The organism is Enterobacter sp. CC120223-11, assembly GCF_900215375.1.
Taxonomy (GTDB): Bacteria; Pseudomonadota; Gammaproteobacteria; order Enterobacterales; family Enterobacteriaceae; genus Scandinavium.
Genome location: NZ_OBEF01000006.1, coordinates 157603 through 178721, shown reverse-complemented (window position 1 = coordinate 178721; position 21119 = coordinate 157603). Strand labels below are relative to the sequence as shown.

Annotated in this window: 15 protein-coding genes; 9 read left to right on the top strand and 6 right to left on the bottom strand. The window is 57.3% G+C overall.

Features of this window, described 5'->3' with window-relative positions:
* Window positions 1–147: 147 nt before the first annotated feature.
* The 3 genes from CRO87_RS09480 to CRO87_RS09470 all read left to right on the top strand — a co-directional run bounded on the left by CRO87_RS09480 (window position 148) and on the right by CRO87_RS09470 (window position 3741).
* Window positions 148–1296 (top strand): lactonase family protein, encoded by a 1149-nt coding sequence (locus CRO87_RS09480; protein WP_097162678.1) that lies wholly within the window; start codon window positions 148–150, stop codon window positions 1294–1296.
* Between the two features lie 51 nt (window positions 1297–1347).
* Window positions 1348–3258, top strand: coding sequence for a transcription antiterminator (locus tag CRO87_RS09475; RefSeq protein WP_097162677.1), 1911 nt, complete (start codon window positions 1348–1350; stop codon window positions 3256–3258).
* A gap of 285 nt (window positions 3259–3543) precedes the next feature.
* Entirely contained in the window at window positions 3544–3741 is a 198-nt protein-coding gene (locus CRO87_RS09470) for a cold-shock protein (protein ID WP_097162676.1), read from the top strand.
* Window positions 3742–3894: 153 nt separating this feature from the next.
* On the opposite strand, the gene nrdG is transcribed toward CRO87_RS09470, so the two are convergent.
* The 3 genes from nrdG to CRO87_RS09455 all read right to left on the bottom strand — a co-directional run bounded on the left by nrdG (window position 3895) and on the right by CRO87_RS09455 (window position 7840).
* Window positions 3895–4359: an anaerobic ribonucleoside-triphosphate reductase-activating protein gene (gene nrdG / locus CRO87_RS09465; RefSeq protein WP_097162760.1), complete on the bottom strand. Its 465-nt coding sequence runs from the start codon at window positions 4357–4359 to the stop codon at window positions 3895–3897.
* 227 nt (window positions 4360–4586) lie between these two features.
* Window positions 4587–6725, bottom strand: a complete 2139-nt coding sequence (nrdD, locus tag CRO87_RS09460; protein ID WP_097162675.1) for an anaerobic ribonucleoside-triphosphate reductase — start codon at window positions 6723–6725, stop codon at window positions 4587–4589.
* A 371-nt stretch (window positions 6726–7096) separates the two neighbouring features.
* Entirely contained in the window at window positions 7097–7840 is a 744-nt protein-coding gene (locus CRO87_RS09455; RefSeq protein WP_097162674.1) for a MurR/RpiR family transcriptional regulator, read from the bottom strand.
* Window positions 7841–8076: 236 nt separating this feature from the next.
* On the opposite strand from CRO87_RS09455, the gene CRO87_RS09450 reads away from it, so the two are divergent.
* The 3 genes from CRO87_RS09450 to celB all read left to right on the top strand — a co-directional run bounded on the left by CRO87_RS09450 (window position 8077) and on the right by celB (window position 11151).
* On the top strand, window positions 8077–8385 hold the full coding sequence (locus tag CRO87_RS09450; RefSeq protein ID WP_097162673.1) for a PTS sugar transporter subunit IIB: 309 nt from the start codon (window positions 8077–8079) through the stop codon (window positions 8383–8385).
* Window positions 8386–8468: 83 nt separating this feature from the next.
* Complete coding sequence (locus CRO87_RS09445; RefSeq protein WP_097162672.1) at window positions 8469–9776, top strand: 6-phospho-beta-glucosidase; 1308 nt, start codon at window positions 8469–8471, stop codon at window positions 9774–9776.
* A 22-nt stretch (window positions 9777–9798) separates the two neighbouring features.
* Window positions 9799–11151, top strand: a complete 1353-nt coding sequence (gene celB / locus CRO87_RS09440; protein WP_097162671.1) for a PTS cellobiose transporter subunit IIC — start codon at window positions 9799–9801, stop codon at window positions 11149–11151.
* 129 nt (window positions 11152–11280) lie between these two features.
* On the opposite strand, the gene treC is transcribed toward celB, so the two are convergent.
* From treC to treR, 3 genes are all read right to left on the bottom strand, one after another.
* Window positions 11281–12936, bottom strand: coding sequence for an alpha,alpha-phosphotrehalase (gene treC, locus CRO87_RS09435; protein WP_097162670.1), 1656 nt, complete (start codon window positions 12934–12936; stop codon window positions 11281–11283).
* A 50-nt stretch (window positions 12937–12986) separates the two neighbouring features.
* Window positions 12987–14405 (bottom strand): PTS trehalose transporter subunit IIBC, encoded by a 1419-nt coding sequence (gene treB / locus CRO87_RS09430; RefSeq protein ID WP_097162759.1) that lies wholly within the window; start codon window positions 14403–14405, stop codon window positions 12987–12989.
* 136 nt (window positions 14406–14541) lie between these two features.
* Window positions 14542–15489 carry a trehalose operon repressor TreR gene (treR, locus tag CRO87_RS09425; RefSeq protein ID WP_097162669.1) on the bottom strand — a complete coding sequence of 316 codons (948 nt, stop codon included), beginning with the start codon at window positions 15487–15489 and terminating at the stop codon, window positions 14542–14544.
* Between the two features lie 188 nt (window positions 15490–15677).
* On the opposite strand from treR, the gene mgtL reads away from it, so the two are divergent.
* The 3 genes from mgtL (at window position 15678) to arcB (ending at window position 21067) form a co-directional block, all read left to right on the top strand.
* The gene (gene mgtL, locus CRO87_RS22945; RefSeq protein ID WP_369680099.1) at window positions 15678–15731 is read left to right on the top strand and encodes a mgtA regulatory leader peptide MgtL; all 54 of its coding nucleotides are present in this window, start codon (window positions 15678–15680) and stop codon (window positions 15729–15731) included.
* A gap of 154 nt (window positions 15732–15885) precedes the next feature.
* Window positions 15886–18594: a magnesium-translocating P-type ATPase gene (mgtA, locus tag CRO87_RS09420; RefSeq protein ID WP_097162668.1), complete on the top strand. Its 2709-nt coding sequence runs from the start codon at window positions 15886–15888 to the stop codon at window positions 18592–18594.
* A 145-nt stretch (window positions 18595–18739) separates the two neighbouring features.
* Complete coding sequence (arcB, locus tag CRO87_RS09415) at window positions 18740–21067, top strand: aerobic respiration two-component sensor histidine kinase ArcB (RefSeq protein ID WP_097162667.1); 2328 nt, start codon at window positions 18740–18742, stop codon at window positions 21065–21067.
* Window positions 21068–21119 lie beyond the last annotated feature (52 nt).

Sequence of the window (21119 nt, the reverse complement as noted above, 5' to 3'; positions counted from 1 at the left end):
TTTTCCTGCTGCCCCTCTCCCCTCAGGGGAGAGGGTGAATACATCCGATACTCTCCTCAGCTAATACAGGCTCTGTCCGGTCCCCTCGCCCCTTTGGGGAGAGGGTTAGGGTGAGGGGAATATCTTCATCACCGTCAAGGAGTCATCATGCTGTCTGCACGTCACCTGCTTGTCGCTTCATTCTCTCTGCTTGCTACCGCCGCTCACGCACAGACTCAGTACGCCTGGGTCGGCACCTACAACCCGAACGGGGAAGGGCTTTATCGCTTCACTATCGACCCGAAAACCGGCGATTTACACGATAAAACGCTGGTCAGCTCGCTGCCCAATGCCGCGCAGCTGACGGTGTCGCACGATGGCAAAACGCTGTATGTCGCCAGCGAAGCGGAAAAGGGCGTGGTGCAGGCGCTGAAAGTTGGTGCCGATGGCTCGCTGACAGAGCTGAATCAGGTTTCCTCCGGCGGTGCGGGCCCAGTTTATCTGTCGCTGACGCCGAACGGGCGTCATCTGCTGGTGGCGAACTACGTCAGCGGGACGATTGCGGTATTGCCGGTGAAAGAAGATGGCAGCCTGAGCGAAGCCTCAGACACCCATCAGGATGAAGGCCCGGCGGGTGCAGGCAAACCGGAGGCGGCAGCAGAGGGAAGCTTTGCTATCAGCGATCATAACGGGCCACATGCGCATATGATCGCCGCCGACCAACAGGGAAAATTCGTCTTCTCCACTGACCTGGGCTTAGATCGGATCTATCAGTATCAGCTGGATGATGCGACCGGCAAGCTGACGCCGAACGCGCCGCCGTTTATCAATGCTTCTTCAAAAGGCGCGGGACCTCGTCACTTCGTCTTCACGCCGAAAGGCGATGGGCTATGGTTAATTAATGAGGAAGCCTCAACGCTGACCCATTATCACCTCGACCAGGCCACAGGCCTGCTGACGGAAGGGAAAACCGTATCTGCGCTGCCAAAAGAGTACAAAGGCACCAGTTTTGCCGCCGGGCTGGCGCTTAGCCAGGACGGAAAACAGCTATATGTCGCCAATCGTTTGCATAACAGCGTGGCACACTTTACGGTATCTGCCGACGGCGATCTCATTCATCAGGATGATGTCTGGACCCGTGGTGATTATCCGCGCACGGTGACGCTCGACCCTAATGGGCAATGGCTGTATGTGATGAACCAGCGCAGCGACAACATCACCCGCTTTAAGGTGGCAGCGCACAGCGGCAAGCTGACCTTTGAGCCGGGTTATACTGCTATCGGCAGCCCGTCGCAGATGGTGATATCGCCAAAATAATAAGAAACACAGCGGGCGCTCTGCGTCCGTTCTGAACATGAGGACACCGGAGTGCGATTCCCGAACCACCGCTTAGCGCAGCTGTTTGACATGCTGCAAAACGAAACGCTGCCACAGGACGAGCTTGCCCGGCGGCTTTCTGTTTCCACGCGAACCGTTCGGGCAGACATTACCGCACTCAATGCCTTACTGGTTCAGCACGGGGCGCAGTTTGTGCTCAGCCGGGGAAACGGCTACCAGCTGCGTGTTGATGATCCCACGCTGTTCCAGTTGTTGCAGGATACCCGACCGCGTACGTTACGCATTCCACGCACCGGCCCCGAACGCGTTCACTACCTGATGGTCCGTTTTCTGACGTCGGCCTTTTCGCTCAAGCTTGAAGATTTGGCTGACGAATGGTTTGTCAGCCGGGCCACGCTGCAGGGCGATATGGCCGAAGTGCGTGAATGGCTGGCGCGCTATCAGCTGACGCTGGAAACCCGCCCGCGCCATGGCGTGAAGCTGTTTGGCAGCGAAATGACGATCCGCGCCTGCCTCACCGACCTGCTCTGGCAGCTGGCTCAGCAGGACAGTTCCAACCCGCTGTTGACACAGGAAGCCCTTAACGCGGGCGTGCCGGAGCAGCTCGCGACGGTGCTACAGGAGGTCTTTAGCCGCTGGCACATCCGCCTGACGGATGAAGGTGAACTGTTTGTACGTCTCTATTGCGCAGTGGCGGTGCGTCGTATCAGCGAAGGGTATCCGCTGCCGGAATTTACCGCCGATGATGTGGAAGACAACGTGCGCCACGCTGCACGCGACCTCGCGGCGGCCATTCAGAAACTGGCAGGCAAAACCCTGGCGGCTTCGGAAGAGAACTGGCTGCGGGTGCACATTGCCGCGCGTCAGGTGCAGGACATAGCGCCGAGCCAAATCAACGCCGACGATGACGAAGCGCTGGTGAACTACATCCTCCAGTACATTAACAGCCACTATAATTACAACCTGCTCAGCGATGAGCAGCTGCACGCGGACCTGCTGACGCACATCAAGACTATGATCACCCGCGTGCGCTACCAGATAATGATCCCCAACCCGCTGCTCGATAACATCAAACAGCACTATCCGATGGCCTGGGATATGACCCTGGCGGCGGTCTCCGGCTGGAGCAAATACACGCCCTGGACCATCAGCGAAAACGAGATTGGTTTCCTGGTGCTGCATATCGGCGTGGGCCTCGAGCGGCATTACAATATCGGCTACCAGCGTCAGCCGCGAGTGCTGCTGGTCTGCGATGCGGGCAATGCGATGGTGCGCATGATTGAGGCAGTGCTGCAGCGTAAATATCCGCAGCTGGAAATGACCGAAACCATCACCCAGCGCGACTACGAGCAGCGTGAAGCGATCGGGGAAGATTTTGTCGTTTCAACGGTGCGCATCACCGAGAAAGACAAGCCGGTGGTGGTGATGTCGCCGTTCCCGACGGAGTATCAGCTGGAGCAAATTGGCAAGCTGGTGCTGGTGGACAGAACCCGCCCGTGGATGCTGGAGAAGTTTTTCGACGCCCGTCACTTCCGCATCATCAACGAACCCATCGATCAGCAGACGCTGTTCGCCGAGCTCTGTAAACAGCTCAGCGATGAAGGCTTTGTCGACAGTGAGTTTGTCGGCTCGGTGGTGGAGCGTGAGGCGATTGTCAGCACCATGCTTGGCGACGGTATCGCGCTGCCGCACGCCTTAGGGCTGCTGGCGAAGAAAACCGTGGTCTACACCGTGCTCGCCCCGCAGGGCATTACCTGGGGCGATGAAACAGCCCACGTGATTTTCCTGCTGGCGATCAGCAAAAGCGAGTACGAAGAGGCGATGGCGATCTACGATATTTTTGTCACTTTCCTGCGCGAGCGGGCAATGGCGAGGCTTTGTAGCTGCAAGAATTTCCGCGAGTTTAAAACCGTGGCGATGGAGTGCGTGAGCCGGTTCTAATGACGCTTTGCGCTGAGCAGTAAGTATCAGAAATGCTTACTGCTTATCGTCAATGACAAAGCGTAATCCTGTTATTTACAATTCTTTTTATAACGGGGCTTGCCGGAAAACAATTTTCATGAGTTAATAACGATTCGGTTTGAACGTGAAAATTTACTGAAGTAATCCATAAAGCAATACCCATCTCTGTAGTATCTCCCGATATCTCCCTGTGGTTTTTCTTTTCTACCTCGTCAAATTTTGTTTCAGGCCACTTACCCAAAAAAAATTATAAAGGTTATTGATATGAAAAATACGACTCAATCTATCCATTTTCGCTGCCCATGCTGTCACGGCTCGCAGTACCGCACATCTTCTTTTGATGTGACGGAAAGCAATCCCCATGGCGCGAAATGCATTTTCTGTAAATCGGCAATGACGCCGTTTGATAATGTCTTTACGTTTATTCAGTCGGGCTACGCCCCGATGCAGTACCGTAAATAAAAGCGTAAATAAAAAACCGCATCAGGCGTAATACATTCAGGTGAATCGCTAAGGCGAATCTGAAAAATAGCAGAGTGTCCTGATTGCTGTTGATAAATAAAAAAACGCCCATGGGCGTTTTTTTATTTTATTAAAGCTCACATCTAAGAACAATCAGCGCAGGTGGTGAACTACCTGATTGCTGCTGCCGCGCCAGATAAGTGCCGGGTCTTTCAGGTCCTGCACGAACTTCCCATCAACCAGCACGTTAATCAGATCCACCACGGCCATCTGGTCAGCATTCAGTTCGGCAAGCTTATACCCTGTCCATACCCAGATATCTTTCCCCGGACATTCGGCGTGAATGCGCTTCACCAAATTCAGGATGTGAGGCACGTTCTGCGGATGCAGCGGGTCGCCGCCGGAGAGTGAAATCCCCTGGCGCTTCACACGCGTGTCCTTGAGATCGGCAATGATGCGATCTTCCATCTCCTGCGTGAACGGCATGCCGGAGTTCAGCCGCCAGGTGCTTTTGTTGTAGCAGCCGGGGCACTCGTGGACGCAGCCGGAAACAAACAGGGTGCAGCGAGTGCCGGGGCCGTTGACGATGTCGACAGGGTAGTACTGGTGAAAATTCATTTCTGCTTTCCAATTGACGCCATAGCGGCGTTGGCTGCTCTCTCTCACCCAGGTCACTTACTCAAGTAAGCTCCCTGGGATTCTTTCGTTTGCCGCCTTGCTCTGACGCCAATTGCTTTGCAGAAAAAGCAGGGAAAAGAGGCCGGAGAGTCTCTTAATGGTTGGCTCGGTCGGTCCCCTCTCCCTGAGGGAGAGGGTTAGGGTGAGGGGGAAATCGGACTGAAACCTTAACCGATCTGCCCGTTCCCCAGATGCTTCACGCGGCGCTTCACTTCTTCCTGCTTCCCGGCGTTAAACGGACGGGCGTCCGGGCTGCCTAAGTAGCCGCACACGCGACGGGTGACCGAGACGCGGGCGGCGTCGTGGTTGCCACATTTCGGGCAGGTGAAGCCTTTGCTGGTGCACTCGAATTCACCGGTAAAGCCGCACTCGTAGCACTCGTCGATTGGCGTGTTGGTGCCGTAGTACGGCACGTGCTGATAGCTGTAATCCCACACGTCTTCCAGCGCCTTCAGGTTGTGCTGAATGTTCGGGTACTCGCCGTAGCAGATGAAGCCGCCGTTGGCGATTGGCGGGTAGGCCGCTTCGAAGTCGATCTTGTCGTACGGGTTCACCTTCTTCTCCACGTCGAGGTGGAAGCTGTTGGTGTAGTAGCCTTTGTCGGTGACGCCGTTGACCAGGCCGAACTCCGCGGTGTCGAGACGGCAGAAGCGGTCGCACAGGTTTTCGCTCGGCGTGCTGTAGAGGCTAAAGCCGTAGCCGGTTTCTTCTTTCCACTGATCGACCGCATCACGCAGGCGCTGCACGATGGCAACACCTTTGGCACGCAGCGCTTCGCTGTCGTACATGTGTGTTTCACCCGCCAGCGCGTTAATGGTCTCGTGAATGCCGATGTAGCCCAGGGAAATGGACGCGCGACCGTTTTTGAAGATTTCGGAAACGTCATCGTCAGCCTTCAGACGCACGCCGCACGCGCCTTCCATATACAGAATCGGTGCCACGCGCGCCTTCACGCCTTCCAGGCGGGCGATGCGGGTCATCAGCGCTTTACGCGCCAGCTGCAAGCGTTCATCCAGCAACGTCCAGAAGGCGGCTTCGTCACCTTTGGCTTCCAGCGCAATGCGCGGCAGGTTGAGGCTGATTACGCCGATGTTGTTGCGGCCATCGTGAACTTCTTCACCGTTTTCGTTTTCCCAGACGCCCAGGAAGCTGCGACAGCCCATCGGCGTTTTGAACGAACCGGTGACTTTCACCACCTGGTCATAGTTCAGAATGTCCGGGTACATGCGCTTGCTCGCGCACTCCAGCGCCAACTGTTTGATGTCGTAGTTGGCATCGCCGAACTTGTGGTTCAGGCCGTCGCGAATCGCAAAGACCAGTTTCGGGAACACGGCGGTTTTGCGGTTTTTACCGAGGCCAGCAATGCGGTTGCGCAGGATGGACTGCTGAATCATTCGCGATTCCCAGCTTGTGCCAAGGCCGAACCCGAAGGTGACGAACGGCGTCTGACCGTTGGCGGTGTGCAGGGTGTTGACCTCATATTCCAGCGACTGGAACGCGTCGTAACACTCTTTCTCGGTGCGCGAATGGGCGTAGCCTTCCGCATCCGGGATCTGCCACTCTTCGGCGATTTTGCGGTGCTTCTCGAAGCTCAGGGTGACAAACGGGGCCAGCACTTCATCGATGCGATTGATGGTGGTACCGCCGTAGATGTGGCTGGCTACCTGGGCAATGATCTGCGCGGTGACCGCCGTGGCGGTCGAGATGGATTTTGGCGGCGCAATTTCCGCGTTGCCCATCTTGAAGCCCTTGGTCAGCATGCCCTTCAGGTCAATCAGCATGCAGTTGAACATCGGGAAGAACGGCGAATAGTCGAGGTCGTGGTAATGGATTTCGCCACGCTCATGCGCCTGCACTACGTCGTACGGCAGTAGATGCTGGCGCGCATAGTGTTTGGCGACGATGCCCGCCAGCAGGTCGCGCTGGGTTGGGATCACTTTACTGTCTTTGTTGGCGTTCTCGTTGAGCAGGGCAGAGTTGGTCTGCTCAACCAGGCCGCGAATTTCCTGATTCAGGCGGCCGCGCTTCTCGCGCTTTACGTCACGGTCGTGGCGGTACTCAATATAGGCACGCGCCAGCTGCTTGTGTGGGCCAGACATCAGCTGGTTTTCCACCGCCGTCTGGATCTCATTGATATCAACCTGGTCGCGGCCCTGCATCTGCTGGCTGACGATTTCTGCGACGGTGGCGCAATAGTCTGCGTCATCGACTCCCGCTGCTTTGGCCGCACGCAGGATAGCTTCCTGGATGCGTGCTGAGTTGAAAGGCGCTTTACAGCCGTCTCGTTTCATCACATGCGGTGTCATGATCACTCCATATTAAAAGAACAGGTTATCCACAGAGGGGGAAAGCTGACCAAAAGCGCAATTGGGTTTGTCCGCCAATGACTTCCTTCAGTCCCGGCCCTTTTTATCCACAAACCTCATCGCCTGACCTGATGGTCATTGGTGTGAGAATAGACGATTAATACAATATGTAGGGCCGGGGTGCATTCTAAGTTCTATATATAGTGATTTGCATCAAACATGTTTGCGCTTTTTTTGATTCAGAACAAAGTAAAAATGGCACAGCGCAGCAGGCGGGCAGTGCGGATTAAAATGAAATTTCTGAGAATGTGCGGTGGGTAAAAAAGCAGCAAAATCAGCTGTTCACGGCGCGAGCGACGCCGTGAGAAGGATCACGCATTAAGAGTGTCATTGAGTAAGTCAACCAGCATCAGCAGCGCATAGCGGGCAGCCTGCGGCGAGGAGGAGAGCGGCAGCACTTCCGCCGCCATATTGCTCAGCGGGTGGTTTTCAGGAGTGAGGGCAAAAATCGTTGCGCCCTGCATGCGTGCCTGGAGCGTTGCGCCTTGCAGCAGGTTGTCTGCCGGGCCGGTGGCAAGCACCAGCAGCAGGTGGTCGTCGCTCAGCGTGCTGGCGATCATCCGCATCATATTACCGTCCTGGCAAAAATTGAGCGCAATGCCGAGCGGCAGCAGCTGATGCTGCAACAGGGTCGCCAGCGGCACGTCCTGCTCACCCAACGCAAAGCAGTGTACGGCGCGGGCGGTTTGCAGGCGTGATTTCAGCTTATCGAGGGCGCTCTCGCTGGTATGTTCCAGCTGATGCGTGAGCGTCAGGTTTACGGCGTCGAAACGATCGCGCCAGGCAGACGGCAGCGCCGCACTGTGGCCGGACACCCAGGTCGAGCGGCGTTCACTCGCCTGCGCCAGCTGTTTACGCAAATCGCGAATGTCGTCGCAGCCCACCGAACGGGCAAAGCGGGTGATGGTAGCCGGGCTGACGCCCGCTTTTGCCGCCAGTTCATCAATCGAGGCGCTGGCGGTAAAGCTCAGATTTTCCAGAATAAACGTCGCCACCCGGGACTCCTGGGTGCTGAAACGGCTCATCCCGTCCTTCAGTTGACCAACGATATCCATCCGGTTCTGTCCTTTGCGTGATGTCACGATTTGAAAATATTTTTCACTTATGGCTGGTGAACTTTATACCACTGAATGCCGATGTTGCCTATGTTTTTGCTTGAAATACGCACGGCGTTGGATCAACTATTGGCTGAAAGTTATGCATTGATCACATCCATGAAAATAAATTTCATATAGCCTTCTTCATTACATAATCTTAACAAGATAGTCATGCCACACTGAAGGGGAACGTCATGCAACGAATCGTTTTATGCTGTGCCGCCGGGATGTCGACCAGCATGCTGGTCAACAAGATGAAGGCCGAAGCCGAGCTGCGCGCGCTGGCGTTGGATATTTATGCCGTGCCCGTCGCCGAGTTCGAACGCGAACTGCCTGGCGCCGATGTGGTGCTGCTTGGCCCACAGGTCAAATATGAAATTGCTCGTCTCTCGGCGATTGCCGAACCCCAGGGCAAAGCCGTGGCGGTGATCGACATGGCCGACTACGGAATGATGCGCGGCGCGGCGGTACTCGACAAAGCGCTGGCGCTCATCGCTCACTGATTTTCCTTTTTTAATCTGTCCGGCACCTCCGCGTTTTCTTCACGAACACGCGCGGGCTTCCCTGTGCCGAAAACGAGGTCATCATGCAGGCATTAAAAATCGCCGTTGTCGGCGGCGGCAGCAGCTACACCCCGGAATTGATTGAAGGGATTATCCAGCGCTACGAGCAGCTTCCGGTGACGGAACTGGCGCTGGTGGACGTGGAGTCCGGTCGTGAGAAGGTGGAAATCATCGCCGCGCTGACCGGGCGCATGCTCCGACACAAAGGGCTTGAGCACGTGAAGGTGAGCGTCCACTTTACCCTCGATGAAGCTATTCGCGGCGCAAGCTTCGTGCTCACTCAATTACGAGTCGGGCAGCTGGCGGCCCGTGCTCAGGACGAGCGCCTGGGCCTGAAATATAACCTGCTGGGTCAGGAAACCACCGGCGTCGGCGGCTTCGCCAAAGCGCTGCGCACCATTCCGGTCATTCTGAACGTGGCCCGTAAGGTTGAAGAACTGGCCCCGGACGCTTTCATCCTCAACTTCACCAACCCGGCGGGCATCGTGACCGAAGCGGTCAGCCGCTACAGCAAGGCGAAGATCATTGGCCTGTGCAACGTGCCGATCAACATGCAGCATATGATCGGCAAAATGCTCAACGCCGACGAAAGTACGCTCAACCTGCGCTTTGCCGGGCTGAACCACATGGTGTGGATCCACAAGGTGATGCAGGACGGCAAAGACGTGACGGCAGAGGTTATTGAGATGCTCTGCGACGGCAGCGCGCTCTCAATGAACAACATCAAAGAACTGCCGTGGCCCGCCGATTTTCTGCGTGCGCTGAAGGCCATTCCCTGCCCGTATCACCGCTACTTCTGGCTGACGCCTGCGATGCTGGCCGATGAAATCGAAGCGGCGAAAAGCAAGGGCACCCGTGCCGAGCAGGTGATGAAGGTGGAGCAGGAGCTCTTTGAGCTGTACGCCAACCCGAGCCTTGACGAGAAGCCAGAGCAGCTGAGCTTCCGCGGCGGCGCGTATTACTCCGAAGTGGCGGTGGAGCTGATCAACGCGATTCACAACAACCTCGGCAAAGAGATGGTGGTGAACACCCGCAACAACGGCGCGATCCACGGGCTGGACGACGATGCGGTGGTGGAAACCAACAGCATTATTGATGCCCAGGGCGCACGCCCACTCGCCTTCGGCCCGCTGCCGCCCGCCATGAACGGGCTGACTCAGCAGGTGAAAGCGTTTGAATATTTAACCATTGAGGCCGCCGTCCACGGCTGCCGTGAAAGCGCACTGCTGGCGCTGGTGACCAACCCGCTGGTGGGCAACGTGACCGATGCACAGGCGCTGCTGGATGAAGTGTTAACCCTGAATCGTCAGTGGTTGCCGCAGTTTAACTGAACCTTTAAGACGGGAATTCACCATGTCAAAAACAACGCTCATTGAACGCTATGTCATGCCCGTCGCGCTGAAAATCGCCGGGCAGAAGCACGTGCTGTCGGTCCGTGACGGCATCATCCTCAACATGCCGTTTATGCTGATCGGCTCGTTTTTCCTGATTTTTGCCTACCTGCCGGTACCGGGCTACGCCGATATGATGAGCCACCTGTTTGGCGACGTCTGGCGGGACAAGATGCTCTACCCGGTGAAGGCGACCTACGACATTATGGCGCTGATTTCGAGCTTCGGGATTGCCTATCGGCTGGCGGAAAAATACCGCACGCTCGACCCGCTCACCGCCGGGGCGATGTCGCTGGTGGCCTTCGTTATGACCATCCCACAAAACACGCTGTTCACGCCAGTTCACGGCGCGGCAGAGGTGGTGAAAGGCGTCCTTCCGATTAACTTCGTCGGCAGTCAGGGGCTGTTCGTGGCGATTGTGATTTCGCTGCTTTCGACCGAGATTTACCGCTTTGTCGCCAGCCGCAATCTGGTGATCCGCATGCCGGACGGCGTACCGCCTGCGGTGGCTAAATCGTTCCTTGCGCTGGTGCCGGGTTTTTGCGTGCTTGCGGTGGTGCTGGCGCTGCGTCTGGTGGTGGAAGCCTCCCCGTTCGGCGATATTAACAGCATGATCGCCACCATTATCGGCATTCCGATGCACCACGTTGGCGGCACGCTGCCGGGGATGATCGTCTCGGTAATTCTGATTGGCATTCTGTGGACGCTCGGCCTGCACGGCGATGCCATCGTGCTGGTGTTCATTCAACCGGTGTGGCTGTCGAACATGGCGGAAAATCTGACGGCGTTCCAGAACGGCCAGCCGATTCCGCACATCATCACCCAGCAGTTTTACGACTTGTGGATTGCACCGGGCGGCACCGGGGCGTTGCTCGGACTGGTCATTTTCATGGTGCTGAGAAGCCGCAGCGCGCAGATGAAGCAGCTCGGCAAAATCGCCGCGCCCGCCGCGCTGTTTAACATCAGCGAGCCGATGGTGTTCGGTATTCCGCTGGTGATGAACCCCTACTTCTTCCTGCCGTTTATCCTGACGCCGGTGCTGCTGGTGATTGTCAGCTACACCGCGATGGCGACCGGGCTGGTTGCCCCGCCTGCGGGCATCGCGCTGCCGTTCACCACGCCGATTTTTATCAGCGGCTACCTGGCCACGGGCGGGCACGTATCCGGCACGGTACTGCAGGCGGTGAACCTCGGAATTTCGCTGGTGATTTACTACCCGTTTTTCCGTGCCTGGGATCGTCTGAAGGCGAAAGAGGAGCATGCGTCGCAGCAGAAGGAGAGCGCCGTGGCGGTGGATGGGGTGCCAAACGCCTGATTGTTGATGAGAAGAGAATTGCCGGGTGGCGGCATACGCCTTACCCGGCCTACGGGATGATTGTGTTTCGTCATGTATGCGTAGGCCGGGCAAACGCAGTGCCGCCCGGCAATTGGAACTTCCTGTTAATTACTTCTGCATCCACCAGACCGCTTCAAACGGGCGCAGCGTCACCGCGCCCGGTTTGCTTTGTGGCTGAGGATAGTTGCTTACCGCCACTTCCCACTCGCCTTCCATCTTATCCAGCTCACAGGCTTGTTCATCGCGACTGAGGTTGGCAATCACCAGCAGCGTCTGCCCTTGCCATTCGCGGCGATAGCACCACAGCGACGGATGTTCCGGCAGCAGATCCTGATAGTTCCCCCAGGTCAGCAGCGGCTCTTCTTTGCGCAGGGTGATAAGTTTCTGATAGGCATAAAACACCGAATCTGGATCGTTAAGCGCCGCGTGGGCATTAATCTCTGCCACATTGTCGGCGAGGTTGATCCACGGCTTGCCGGTGGTGAAACCGCCGTTTTCATCGGCACTCCACTGCATCGGCGTGCGGCTATTGTCGCGCGATTTGCTGGCGAGGATCGCCAGCAGCTCATCGGCATCGCGGCCCTGAGCACGCAGTTCAGCGTACATATTGTGGCTTTCCACATCGCGGTACTCGGCAATGCCTGAGAAGTGCGGGTTGGTCATGCCAATCTCTTCGCCCTGATAGATATAGGGCGTGCCCTGCATGCCGTGGAGCACCATCGCCAGCATTTTTGCCGCCGGAACGCGGAACTCACCTTCATCACCAAAGCGCGAAACGATGCGTGGCTGATCGTGGTTACACCAGAACAGCGCGTTCCACGCCACATTGTGCATGCCCTGCTGCCAGTGGCTGAACAGCGCCTTCAGCGCCACGTAATCGGGCAATGCCCGCGTCCACTTCTCGCCGCCGGGGTAATCGACCTTCAGATGATGGAAGTTAAAGGTCATCGACAACTCTTTGCCGTCGAGCGAGGCGTACTGCTGGCAATGGTCGAGGGTGGTGGAAGACATTTCGCCGACGGTCATCAAGTCGCGAGGAGTGAACACGTCGCGGCTCATTTCCTGTAAGAACTCATGCACGCGTGGGCCATCGGTGTAGAAAGCACGGCCGTCACCGACCGGGTCGCTCGGGAACGTCTGATCTTTAGAAATCAGGTTCACTACGTCGAGGCGCAGGCCGTCCACGCCGCGATCGGCCCAGAACTCGCAGACTTTTTTCAGCTCCGCTCGAACCTGCGGGTTTTCCCAGTTCAGATCCGCCTGCTCGGTGGCGAACAGATGCAGATAATACTGCTCGCTTTCGGCGTGCCACTGCCAGGCGTTGCCGCCAAACTTTGAGCGCCAGTTGTTCGGCAGCTCGCCGGACTTGCCGTCGCGCCAGATGTAGAACTGACGGTAAGGGCTTTGCGGATTCAGCGATTCTTTAAACCACGAGTGCTGTGTGGAGGTGTGGTTGAGCACCATGTCCAGCACGATGCGGATGCCGCGTGATTTCGCTTCGGCCACCAGTTCGTCGAAATCCTCCAGCGTGCCGTAGGCCGGGTCGATGGCGGTGTAGTTTGCAACGTCGTAGCCGTTATCCACCTGCGGCGAAACGTAGAACGGGGTGAGCCAGATGGCGTCGATGCCGAGTTTTTTCAGGTAGTCCAGGCGCAGGGTAACGCCGCGTAAATCACCGGTGCCGCTGCCGGTGGTGTCCTGAAAACTCCTGGGATAGATCTGGTAGATGACGCCGTTTTGCCACCACTGCGGAAGGTTGTTCATAAGGCTTTCCTGGTCAAATGAGGAAGGGGCGCAAGTGCGCCCCGAAAGAGTCAGACAATCTGTAACGTGCCCTGGCGGAACTTACGCTGGTACATCACGGTGGTGAGGATAATCGGCACAATCACCGCAATCGCCATCGCGAGGGCATACACCGCCCAGAACTTCGGCTGGATGGAGAGGATGCCCGGCAGGCCGCCGACGCCAATCCCGTTCGCCATCACGCCGTTCAGGCCACACAGCAGGCCCGCCAGGCCGGAGCCGATCATCGCGCAGAGCATCGGGAAGCGGTATTTCAGGTTGATGCCGTACATTGCCGGTTCGGTCACGCCGAGGTAAGCGGAGATGGCCGCCGGAACGGAAATCTCACGTTCGTTGTGCTTGCGGCTGCAAATAATGATGCCGACCACGGCAGACGCCTGAGCGATGTTAGACAGCGCGATCAGCGGCCAAACCGGCGTGCCGCCCATGCTCTGAATCATCTGCATGTCGATGGCAAGCGTGGTCTGGTGGACGCCGGTAATCACCAGCGGCGCATAGAGGAAGCCAAACAGCGCGGCACCAATCGGCGCGAAGCTGCCGGTCATCAGATGGCGCACCGCAAAGGCCACGCCGTCGCCAATCCAGCGGCCAAACGGGCCAATAAAGGCGTGGGCGAGGAACACGGCGAGGATCAGCGAGCAAACTGGCACAATCACCAGGTAGAGATAGTCCGGCACGATGCGCTTCATGCGCGTTTCAATAAAGCCGAGGGCCAGGCCCGCCAGCAGCGCCGGGATCACCTGCGCCTGATAGCCGACTTTCTCAATGGCAAACAGGCCGAAGTTCCACACTTCCGGAATTTTGCTGCCAAGTTCGTAGGCGTTCATCAGCTGCGGGGAAACCAGCGTCACGCCGAGCACGATGCCAAGAATCGGCGTGCCGCCCATCTTTTTCACCGCCGACCAGCAAATGCCAACAGGCAGATAGAAGAAGATGGCTTCGCCAATCAGCCACAGGAAGTCGTACAGGGTTTTCAGGCCCGGGTACATCTGCGCCAGCGTCTGACCGTCGCTCATCGGCACGTCGCCGATAACGTTACGGAAGCCGAGGATCAGGCCCCCGCTGATTAACGCAGGCAGCAGCGGGAAGAAGATCTCTGCGAAGTGGGAGATCATCTGCTCGTGCCATTTCATATTCTGGCGCGCGGCAAGCTTGGCCTGCTCTTTATCGGCAGAAGCCTGTCCGGTTGTTGCGAGCAGGAGTTTGTACCAGTCGCCAACGTCGGTGCCGATCACCACCTGGAACTGTCCGGCGTTGGTGAAGCAGCCTTTCACCATCGACAGATCTTCTATCGCCTTCGGATCGGCCTTCGCCGGATCGTTCAGCACAAAACGCAGGCGGGTCAGGCAGTGGCTGACGGTGGCGATGTTGTCGCGCCCGCCAACCAGCACGATCAGTTTATCGATGTCCTGTTGATTTGCTTTGCTCATCATGAAGCCTCATGACACTAAGGTAAGGGGAGTGGATTGACTGGCTGCAAGCCTATCCGTTTCGTTTAAAATGGAAAATGGGAACGTTCCCGAAATTGGGCGAGGATCACAATAATTCGGTTTTTCCGCGTCGCGGTCAGGCGAGGGAAGCAGGAATGATCAGCTGCTGCGGCCCGATGCGGCCGTTGATCTGTTCGATCAACTGATGCGCGGCCTGGCGGCCCGCTTCGCCGTAGCCAGGATCGACGGTGACGATTTCCGGGTGCAGGAACTTCATCAGCGGTGTGTTGCCGACGCTCGCCAGCTGCAGCGTGTCGTCGCGCTGCTCCTGAAGGTATTTGCTGGCGCCGAGGGCAAGGGTGTCGGTGGCGCAAACCAGCGCGGTGGTTTCTTTCAGAGTCACGCTGCTGACCGCGTCGTAGCCCTGCTTCATCGCCAGGCCCGGAAGTGCGGCAACAGGATGGATTTTGTGCTTTTTACAGAAGGCGAGATACGCGTCGTGGCGGCGTTTGCCGGTGGTGACGTCGCTGTGCGGCACGCCCAGGTAGCTGATATGGCGGTGGCCTTTGTCATACAGGCGCTGCATCAGCAGGGTGATGGCACCTTCATCGTCGTAGCAGACGGAGGCGATGTCTTTGGCATCGCGGGCCAGCATTACCAGCGTTTCGCGCCACGGTTTGAGCATCGACTGGGTGAGACCCGTAAAGCCAAACAGCACCACGCCGTCGATATTGCGGCGGCGCAGCATGCCGAGATGCTCCTCCACCTTTTCCGGCGAGAACTGGCTTTCCATCATGATCGGGTCGTAGCCCTGCTCGTAGAACGCCGGGAGCATGGTCTGCACCGCGAGGTTTTCCGACAGCGAATCCAGGCGGCTCATAATGATGGCCACCACCTTATCGCTCTGGCCGCGCATGGCACGTGCCGAACGGGAAGGGGAGAAGTCGTGCTGGTTCATGACCGCTTCGACCCGTTCACGGGTGCGCTGGCTGACGCCGCTCTCATTATTCAGCACGCGGGAAACCGTCGATTTCCCGACGCCGCTCAAGCGCGCAATATCTTTAATGGTCAGCCGGTTTTGCATCCTTTTTTCCCGTGTCAGCGAAGCGATATGAAGAAAGAGCCTAATCCTACTCAACGAAGCTTCAATGAGTAAAGTCTGGTATACGTGCCGTTTAGTTACTCGCGCCTATAATTACGCGCATTATCGCTACGCATTGTAAGGTTTAAGGCGTATAGTGCGCAGCGTTTCTTTCACTTACCGGAGGTTGTATGGATCCCGATCCCACATCCCATCATCGATGGAGCATGATCATTTCCCGGTAAGCCAGTCTTTCGCTGCCTTGCCGGTTATCGTGTGAGGCAGTGACGTCACTTCTCTGATGTCCCTGTTTTAACTAAAAAAGTACCATCAGGTGCGGCGTTGCTGTGCCTGACAGTTACCCGCGATCGCCGGACGGCGAGCGCGAAGGGGCTTATTATGCTGAAAAATATCACCCGGCAGCTGATCGCACAGCTCAGCCGCCATCTGCCACATCGTCTGGTCAGCCGCGATCCGCTGCCGGACGGCAAAAACCTGGCCGCAGCGCCGATTCCGGACTCGCTGAGCAAGCAGTGTCTGAACGTCGCGGCAATGGATGAAAACGAAATCTGGCGGGCGTTCAACAGCCATCCGGAAGGGCTGAACGAACAGGAAGTTGAAGACGCGCGCGAACAGCACGGCAGCAACGTCATTCCTGCGCAAAAGCCATCGCCATGGTGGGTGCATCTGTGGCTCTGCTACCGCAACCCGTTCAACATTCTGCTGACCATTCTCGGCGTCATTTCCTACTCCACAGAAGATGTTTTCGCCGCCGTCGTGATTGGCCTGATGGTGATGATCTCCACGCTGCTGAACTTCATTCAGGAAGCGCGATCCACCAAAGCTGCCGATGCGCTGAAGGCGATGGTGAGCAACACTGCGACGGTACTGCGCGTGGTGAACGAACGGGGGGAAAGCCGCTGGCTGGAGATCCCAATCGATCAGCTGGTGCAGGGCGATATCGTTAAGCTTTCTGCGGGCGACATGATCCCGGCGGATCTGCGCGTGTTCCAGGCGCGCGATCTGTTTGTGGCGCAGGCCTCGCTGACCGGCGAATCACTGCCGGTGGAGAAAGTGGCACGCAGCCGTGAACCGCAGCAAAACAACCCGCTGGAAGCCGATACTCTCTGCTACATGGGCACCAACGTAGTGAGCGGCTCAGCGCAGGCGATCGTCTTTGCGACCGGCGGCAACACCTGGTTCGGGCAGCTGGCGGGCCGCGTCAGCGAGCAGGAAAGCGAGCCGAATGCGTTCCAGAAAGGCATCAGCCGCGTCAGCATGCTGCTGATCCGCTTCATGCTGGTGATGGCCCCGGTGGTGCTGCTGATTAACGGCTACACTAAAGGCGACTGGTGGGAAGCGGCGCTGTTTGCGCTCTCCGTGGCCGTCGGCCTGACGCCAGAAATGCTGCCGATGATCGTCACCTCGACGCTGGCGCGCGGGGCGGTGAAGCTGTCGAAGCAGAAGGTGATTGTGAAACACCTCGACGCCATTCAGAACTTTGGCGCCATGGACATCCTCTGCACCGACAAAACCGGCACCCTGACGCAGGACAAAATCGTGCTGGAGAACCACACCGATGTCTCCGGCAAAACCAGCGAACTCGTGCTGCACAGTGCCTGGCTGAACAGCCACTACCAGACCGGGCTGAAAAACCTGCTCGACGTGGCGGTGCTGGAAGGCGTGGAGCAGGAGTCTGCCCGCAGCCTGTCCGAGCGCTGGCAAAAAATCGACGAGATCCCGTTTGATTTCGAACGCCGTCGCATGTCTGTCGTGGTGGCCGAACAGGACGATGTGCATCAGCTGATCTGCAAAGGTGCATTGCAGGAAATCCTCAACGTCTCCGCTCAGGTGCGCTACAACGGCGAAATCGTCCCGCTCGATGAGACCATGCTGCGCCGTATCCGCCGCGTGACCGACAACCTGAACCGTCAGGGTCTGCGCGTAGTGGCGGTGGCGACCAAATACCTGCCTGCGCGTGAGGGTGACTATCAGCGCATTGATGAATCCGATCTGATCCTCGAAGGCTACATCGCCTTCCTCGATCCGCCGAAAGAGACCACTGCACCGGCGCTGAAAGCGCTGAAGGCCAGCGGCATCACCGTGAAAATTCTTACCGGTGACAGCGAGCTGGTGGCGGCCAAAGTGTGCCACGAAGTGGGGCTGGAAGTGGGCGACGTGGTGATTGGCAGCAACATCGACGATATGAGTGACGACAGGCTGGCGGCGCTGGCAAAACGCACCACGCTGTTTGCCCGCCTGACGCCAATGCACAAAGAGCGCATTGTCACGCTGCTCAAGCGTGAAGGGCACGTGGTGGGCTTTATGGGCGACGGCATCAACGACGCCCCGGCACTGCGTGCGGCTGACATCGGTATTTCCGTGGATGGCGCGGTGGATATTGCCCGTGAAGCGGCAGATATCATCCTGCTGGAAAAAAGCCTGATGGTGCTGGAGGAAGGGGTCATTGAAGGCCGCCGGACCTTCGCCAACATGCTGAAATACATCAAAATGACCGCGAGTTCTAACTTCGGCAACGTCTTCAGCGTGCTGGTGGCGAGCGCCTTCCTGCCGTTCCTGCCAATGTTGCCGCTGCACTTGCTGATTCAGAACCTGCTGTACGATGTATCCCAGGTGGCGATCCCGTTCGATAACGTCGACGAGGAGCAAATCCAGAAGCCGCAGCGCTGGAACCCGGCAGATTTGGGGCGCTTTATGGTGTTCTTCGGGCCGATCAGTTCGATTTTCGACATTCTGACCTTCTGCCTGATGTGGTTCGTGTTCCACGCCAATACGCCTGAGCACCAGACGCTGTTCCAGTCCGGCTGGTTTGTGGTAGGCCTGCTGTCGCAGACGCTGATTGTGCACATGATCCGTACCCGCCGCATTCCATTCATCCAGAGCCGTGCCGCGTGGCCGCTGATTGTGATGACGCTGCTGGTGATGGCGGTTGGGATTGCGCTGCCGTTCACGCCGCTGGCCGTCTATCTGTCGCTGACGCCGCTGCCGCTCTCCTACTTCCCGTGGCTGGTGGCGATCCTGGTCGGTTACATGACCCTGACGCAGCTGGTGAAAGGGTTCTACAGCCGCCGCTACGGCTGGCAGTAATCGTCTGACGCAACGCCCCTTTTCTGGCAAGGAAGGGGCGTTTTCACCCGCCTGATGCCACTCATTGCCGCATTTTTCGCACAACCTTCAACGCGTTGCTCAGAATTGGGTATTATTGAGCGATGTTGTGGTGAAGGAAATTCCTATGAAGCAAATCCGAATGCTTGCGCAGTACTATGTCGATCTGATGATGAAGCTCGGCCTGGTACGCTTCTCAATGCTGCTGGCCCTGGCGCTGGTGGTGCTGGCCATCGTAGTACAGATGGCGGTGACCATGGTGCTGCACGGGCAGGTCGAAAGTATCGACGTTATCCGCTCCATCTTCTTCGGGCTGCTGATCACGCCCTGGGCGGTTTATTTCCTTTCTGTGGTCGTCGAACAGCTGGAGGAGTCGCGTCGGCGCCTGTCGAAACTGGTCGATAAGCTTGAGGAGATGCGCGACCGCGACCTGAAGCTTAACGTGCAGTTGAAGGACAACATCGCCCAACTCAATCAGGAAATCAGCGACCGTGAAAAAGCGGAAGCAGAGCGTCAGAGTACGCTGGAGCAGCTGAAAATCGAGATGAAAGAGCGCGAACAGACGCAGATCCAGCTCGAACAGCAATCCTCTTTCCTGCGTTCATTCCTGGATGCCTCGCCGGACCTGGTGTTTTATCGCAACGAAGACAAAGAGTTTTCTGGCTGTAACCGCGCCATGGAGTTGCTGACCGGCAAAAGTGAAAAACAGCTGGTTAACCTGAAACCGGCGGACGTCTATTCCCCGGAAGCCGCGGCGAAAGTGATTGAAACCGATGAGAAAGTTTTCCGCCACAACGTTTCTCTGACCTATGAACAGTGGCTCGACTATCCGGACGGACGCAAGGCCTGCTTCGAGATTCGTAAAGTGCCGTACTACGACCGCGTCGGAAAGCGCCACGGCCTGATGGGCTTTGGGCGTGATATTACCGAACGTAAGCGCTACCAGGATGCGCTCGAACGCGCCAGCCGTGATAAAACCACGTTTATTTCCACCATCAGCCACGAACTGCGCACACCGCTGAACGGCATCGTCGGCCTGAGCCGCATTCTGCTGGATACCGACCTCACCAGCGAACAGGAAAAATACCTGAAAACCATCCATGTTTCAGCGGTAACGTTGGGTAATATCTTCAACGATATCATTGATATGGATAAGATGGAGCGTCGTAAAGTCCAGCTGGACAACCAGCCTGTTGATTTCACCAGTTTCCTGGCCGATCTTGAGAACCTGTCCGGTTTGCAGGCGCAGCAAAAAGGGCTGCGTTTCGTGATGGATCCGACGCAGCCGCTGCCGCATAAGGTCGTCACCGACGGTACGCGCCTGCGGCAAATCCTGTGGAATCTTATCAGCAACGCGGTGAAATTTACCCAGCAGGGCAACGTTTCGGTGCGGGTGCGTTACGACAAAGGCGACATACTGCATTTCGAAGTGCAGGACTCCGGCATTGGGATCCCGCAGGAGGAGCAGGATAAGATCTTTGCCATGTATTATCAGGTAAAAGACAGCCAGGGTGGAAAACCGGCCACCGGCACCGGTATTGGCCTGGCGGTGTCGCGCCGTCTGGCGAAAAGCATGGGCGGTGACATTACGGTCGCAAGCCTTCCGGGAAGCGGATCGACCTTCACCCTGACGGTTCATGCTCCGGCGGTGGCAGAGGAAGTCGAAGACGCGTTCAGCGAAGACGATATGCCGCTGCCCGCCCTGCATGTGCTGCTGGTGGAAGACATTGAACTCAACGTGATTGTGGCGCGTTCAGTGCTGGAAAAACTCGGTAACAGCGTCGACGTGGCAATGACCGGCAAGGCGGCCCTGGAGATGTTCACACCGGGCGAATATGACCTGGTGCTGCTGGATATTCAACTGCCGGATATGACAGGGCTGGATATCTCCCGCGAGCTGAAGCAACGCTATCACGCCGATGAGCTGCCGCCTTTAGTCGCGCTAACGGCCAACGTGCTGAAAGACAAAAAAGAGTACCAGGATGCAGGTATGGATGACGTACTGAGCAAGCCGCTCTCTGTACCGGCATTAACGGCAATGATCCAGAAATTCTGGGATACCCCTGACGACGAGGAGAGTCACGTGACCGCAAGCGACAGCAGTAAATCAAGCAACGTGCTGGATACCGACATGCTTCAGCAGTACATCGAACTGGTGGGGCCAAAGCTCATCACCGACGGTCTGGCGGTCTTCGAGAAGATGATGCCAGGCTACCTGGCGGTGCTGGAATCCAACCTGACCGCGCGCGATCAGAAGGGCATTGTTGAAGAAGGGCACAAAATTAAAGGTGCCGCGGGCTCCATCGGCCTGCGCCACATTCAGCAACTGGGTCAGCAGATCCAGACCCCCGATCTCCCTGCGTGGTGGGATAACGTGGGTGAATGGGTTGAAGAGATGAAGGCAGAGTGGCAGCAGGATGTGGCGACGCTGAAGGCCTGGGTGGCCAGCCGATAAAAATGACCCCGGTCTAGCCGGGGTGCGCGAATACTGCGCCAACACCAGGGAA

What these genes read in the sequence shown, in the direction of transcription:
- CRO87_RS09450 (WP_097162673.1), top strand. Translation starts at nt 8,077, where the DNA reads ATGCAACGAATCGTTTTATGCTGTGCCGCCGGGATGTCGACCAGCATG.
- CRO87_RS09480 (WP_097162678.1), top strand. Translation starts at nt 148, where the DNA reads ATGCTGTCTGCACGTCACCTGCTTGTCGCTTCATTCTCTCTGCTTGCT.
- treC (WP_097162670.1), bottom strand. Translation starts at nt 12,936, where the DNA reads ATGAACAACCTTCCGCAGTGGTGGCAAAACGGCGTCATCTACCAGATC.
- CRO87_RS09455 (WP_097162674.1), bottom strand. Translation starts at nt 7,840, where the DNA reads ATGGATATCGTTGGTCAACTGAAGGACGGGATGAGCCGTTTCAGCACC.
- celB (WP_097162671.1), top strand. Translation starts at nt 9,799, where the DNA reads ATGTCAAAAACAACGCTCATTGAACGCTATGTCATGCCCGTCGCGCTG.
- nrdG (WP_097162760.1), bottom strand. Translation starts at nt 4,359, where the DNA reads ATGAATTTTCACCAGTACTACCCTGTCGACATCGTCAACGGCCCCGGC.
- treB (WP_097162759.1), bottom strand. Translation starts at nt 14,405, where the DNA reads ATGAGCAAAGCAAATCAACAGGACATCGATAAACTGATCGTGCTGGTT.
- nrdD (WP_097162675.1), bottom strand. Translation starts at nt 6,725, where the DNA reads ATGACACCGCATGTGATGAAACGAGACGGCTGTAAAGCGCCTTTCAAC.
- CRO87_RS09445 (WP_097162672.1), top strand. Translation starts at nt 8,469, where the DNA reads ATGCAGGCATTAAAAATCGCCGTTGTCGGCGGCGGCAGCAGCTACACC.
- CRO87_RS09470 (WP_097162676.1), top strand. Translation starts at nt 3,544, where the DNA reads ATGAAAAATACGACTCAATCTATCCATTTTCGCTGCCCATGCTGTCAC.
- mgtA (WP_097162668.1), top strand. Translation starts at nt 15,886, where the DNA reads ATGCTGAAAAATATCACCCGGCAGCTGATCGCACAGCTCAGCCGCCAT.
- treR (WP_097162669.1), bottom strand. Translation starts at nt 15,489, where the DNA reads ATGCAAAACCGGCTGACCATTAAAGATATTGCGCGCTTGAGCGGCGTC.
- arcB (WP_097162667.1), top strand. Translation starts at nt 18,740, where the DNA reads ATGAAGCAAATCCGAATGCTTGCGCAGTACTATGTCGATCTGATGATG.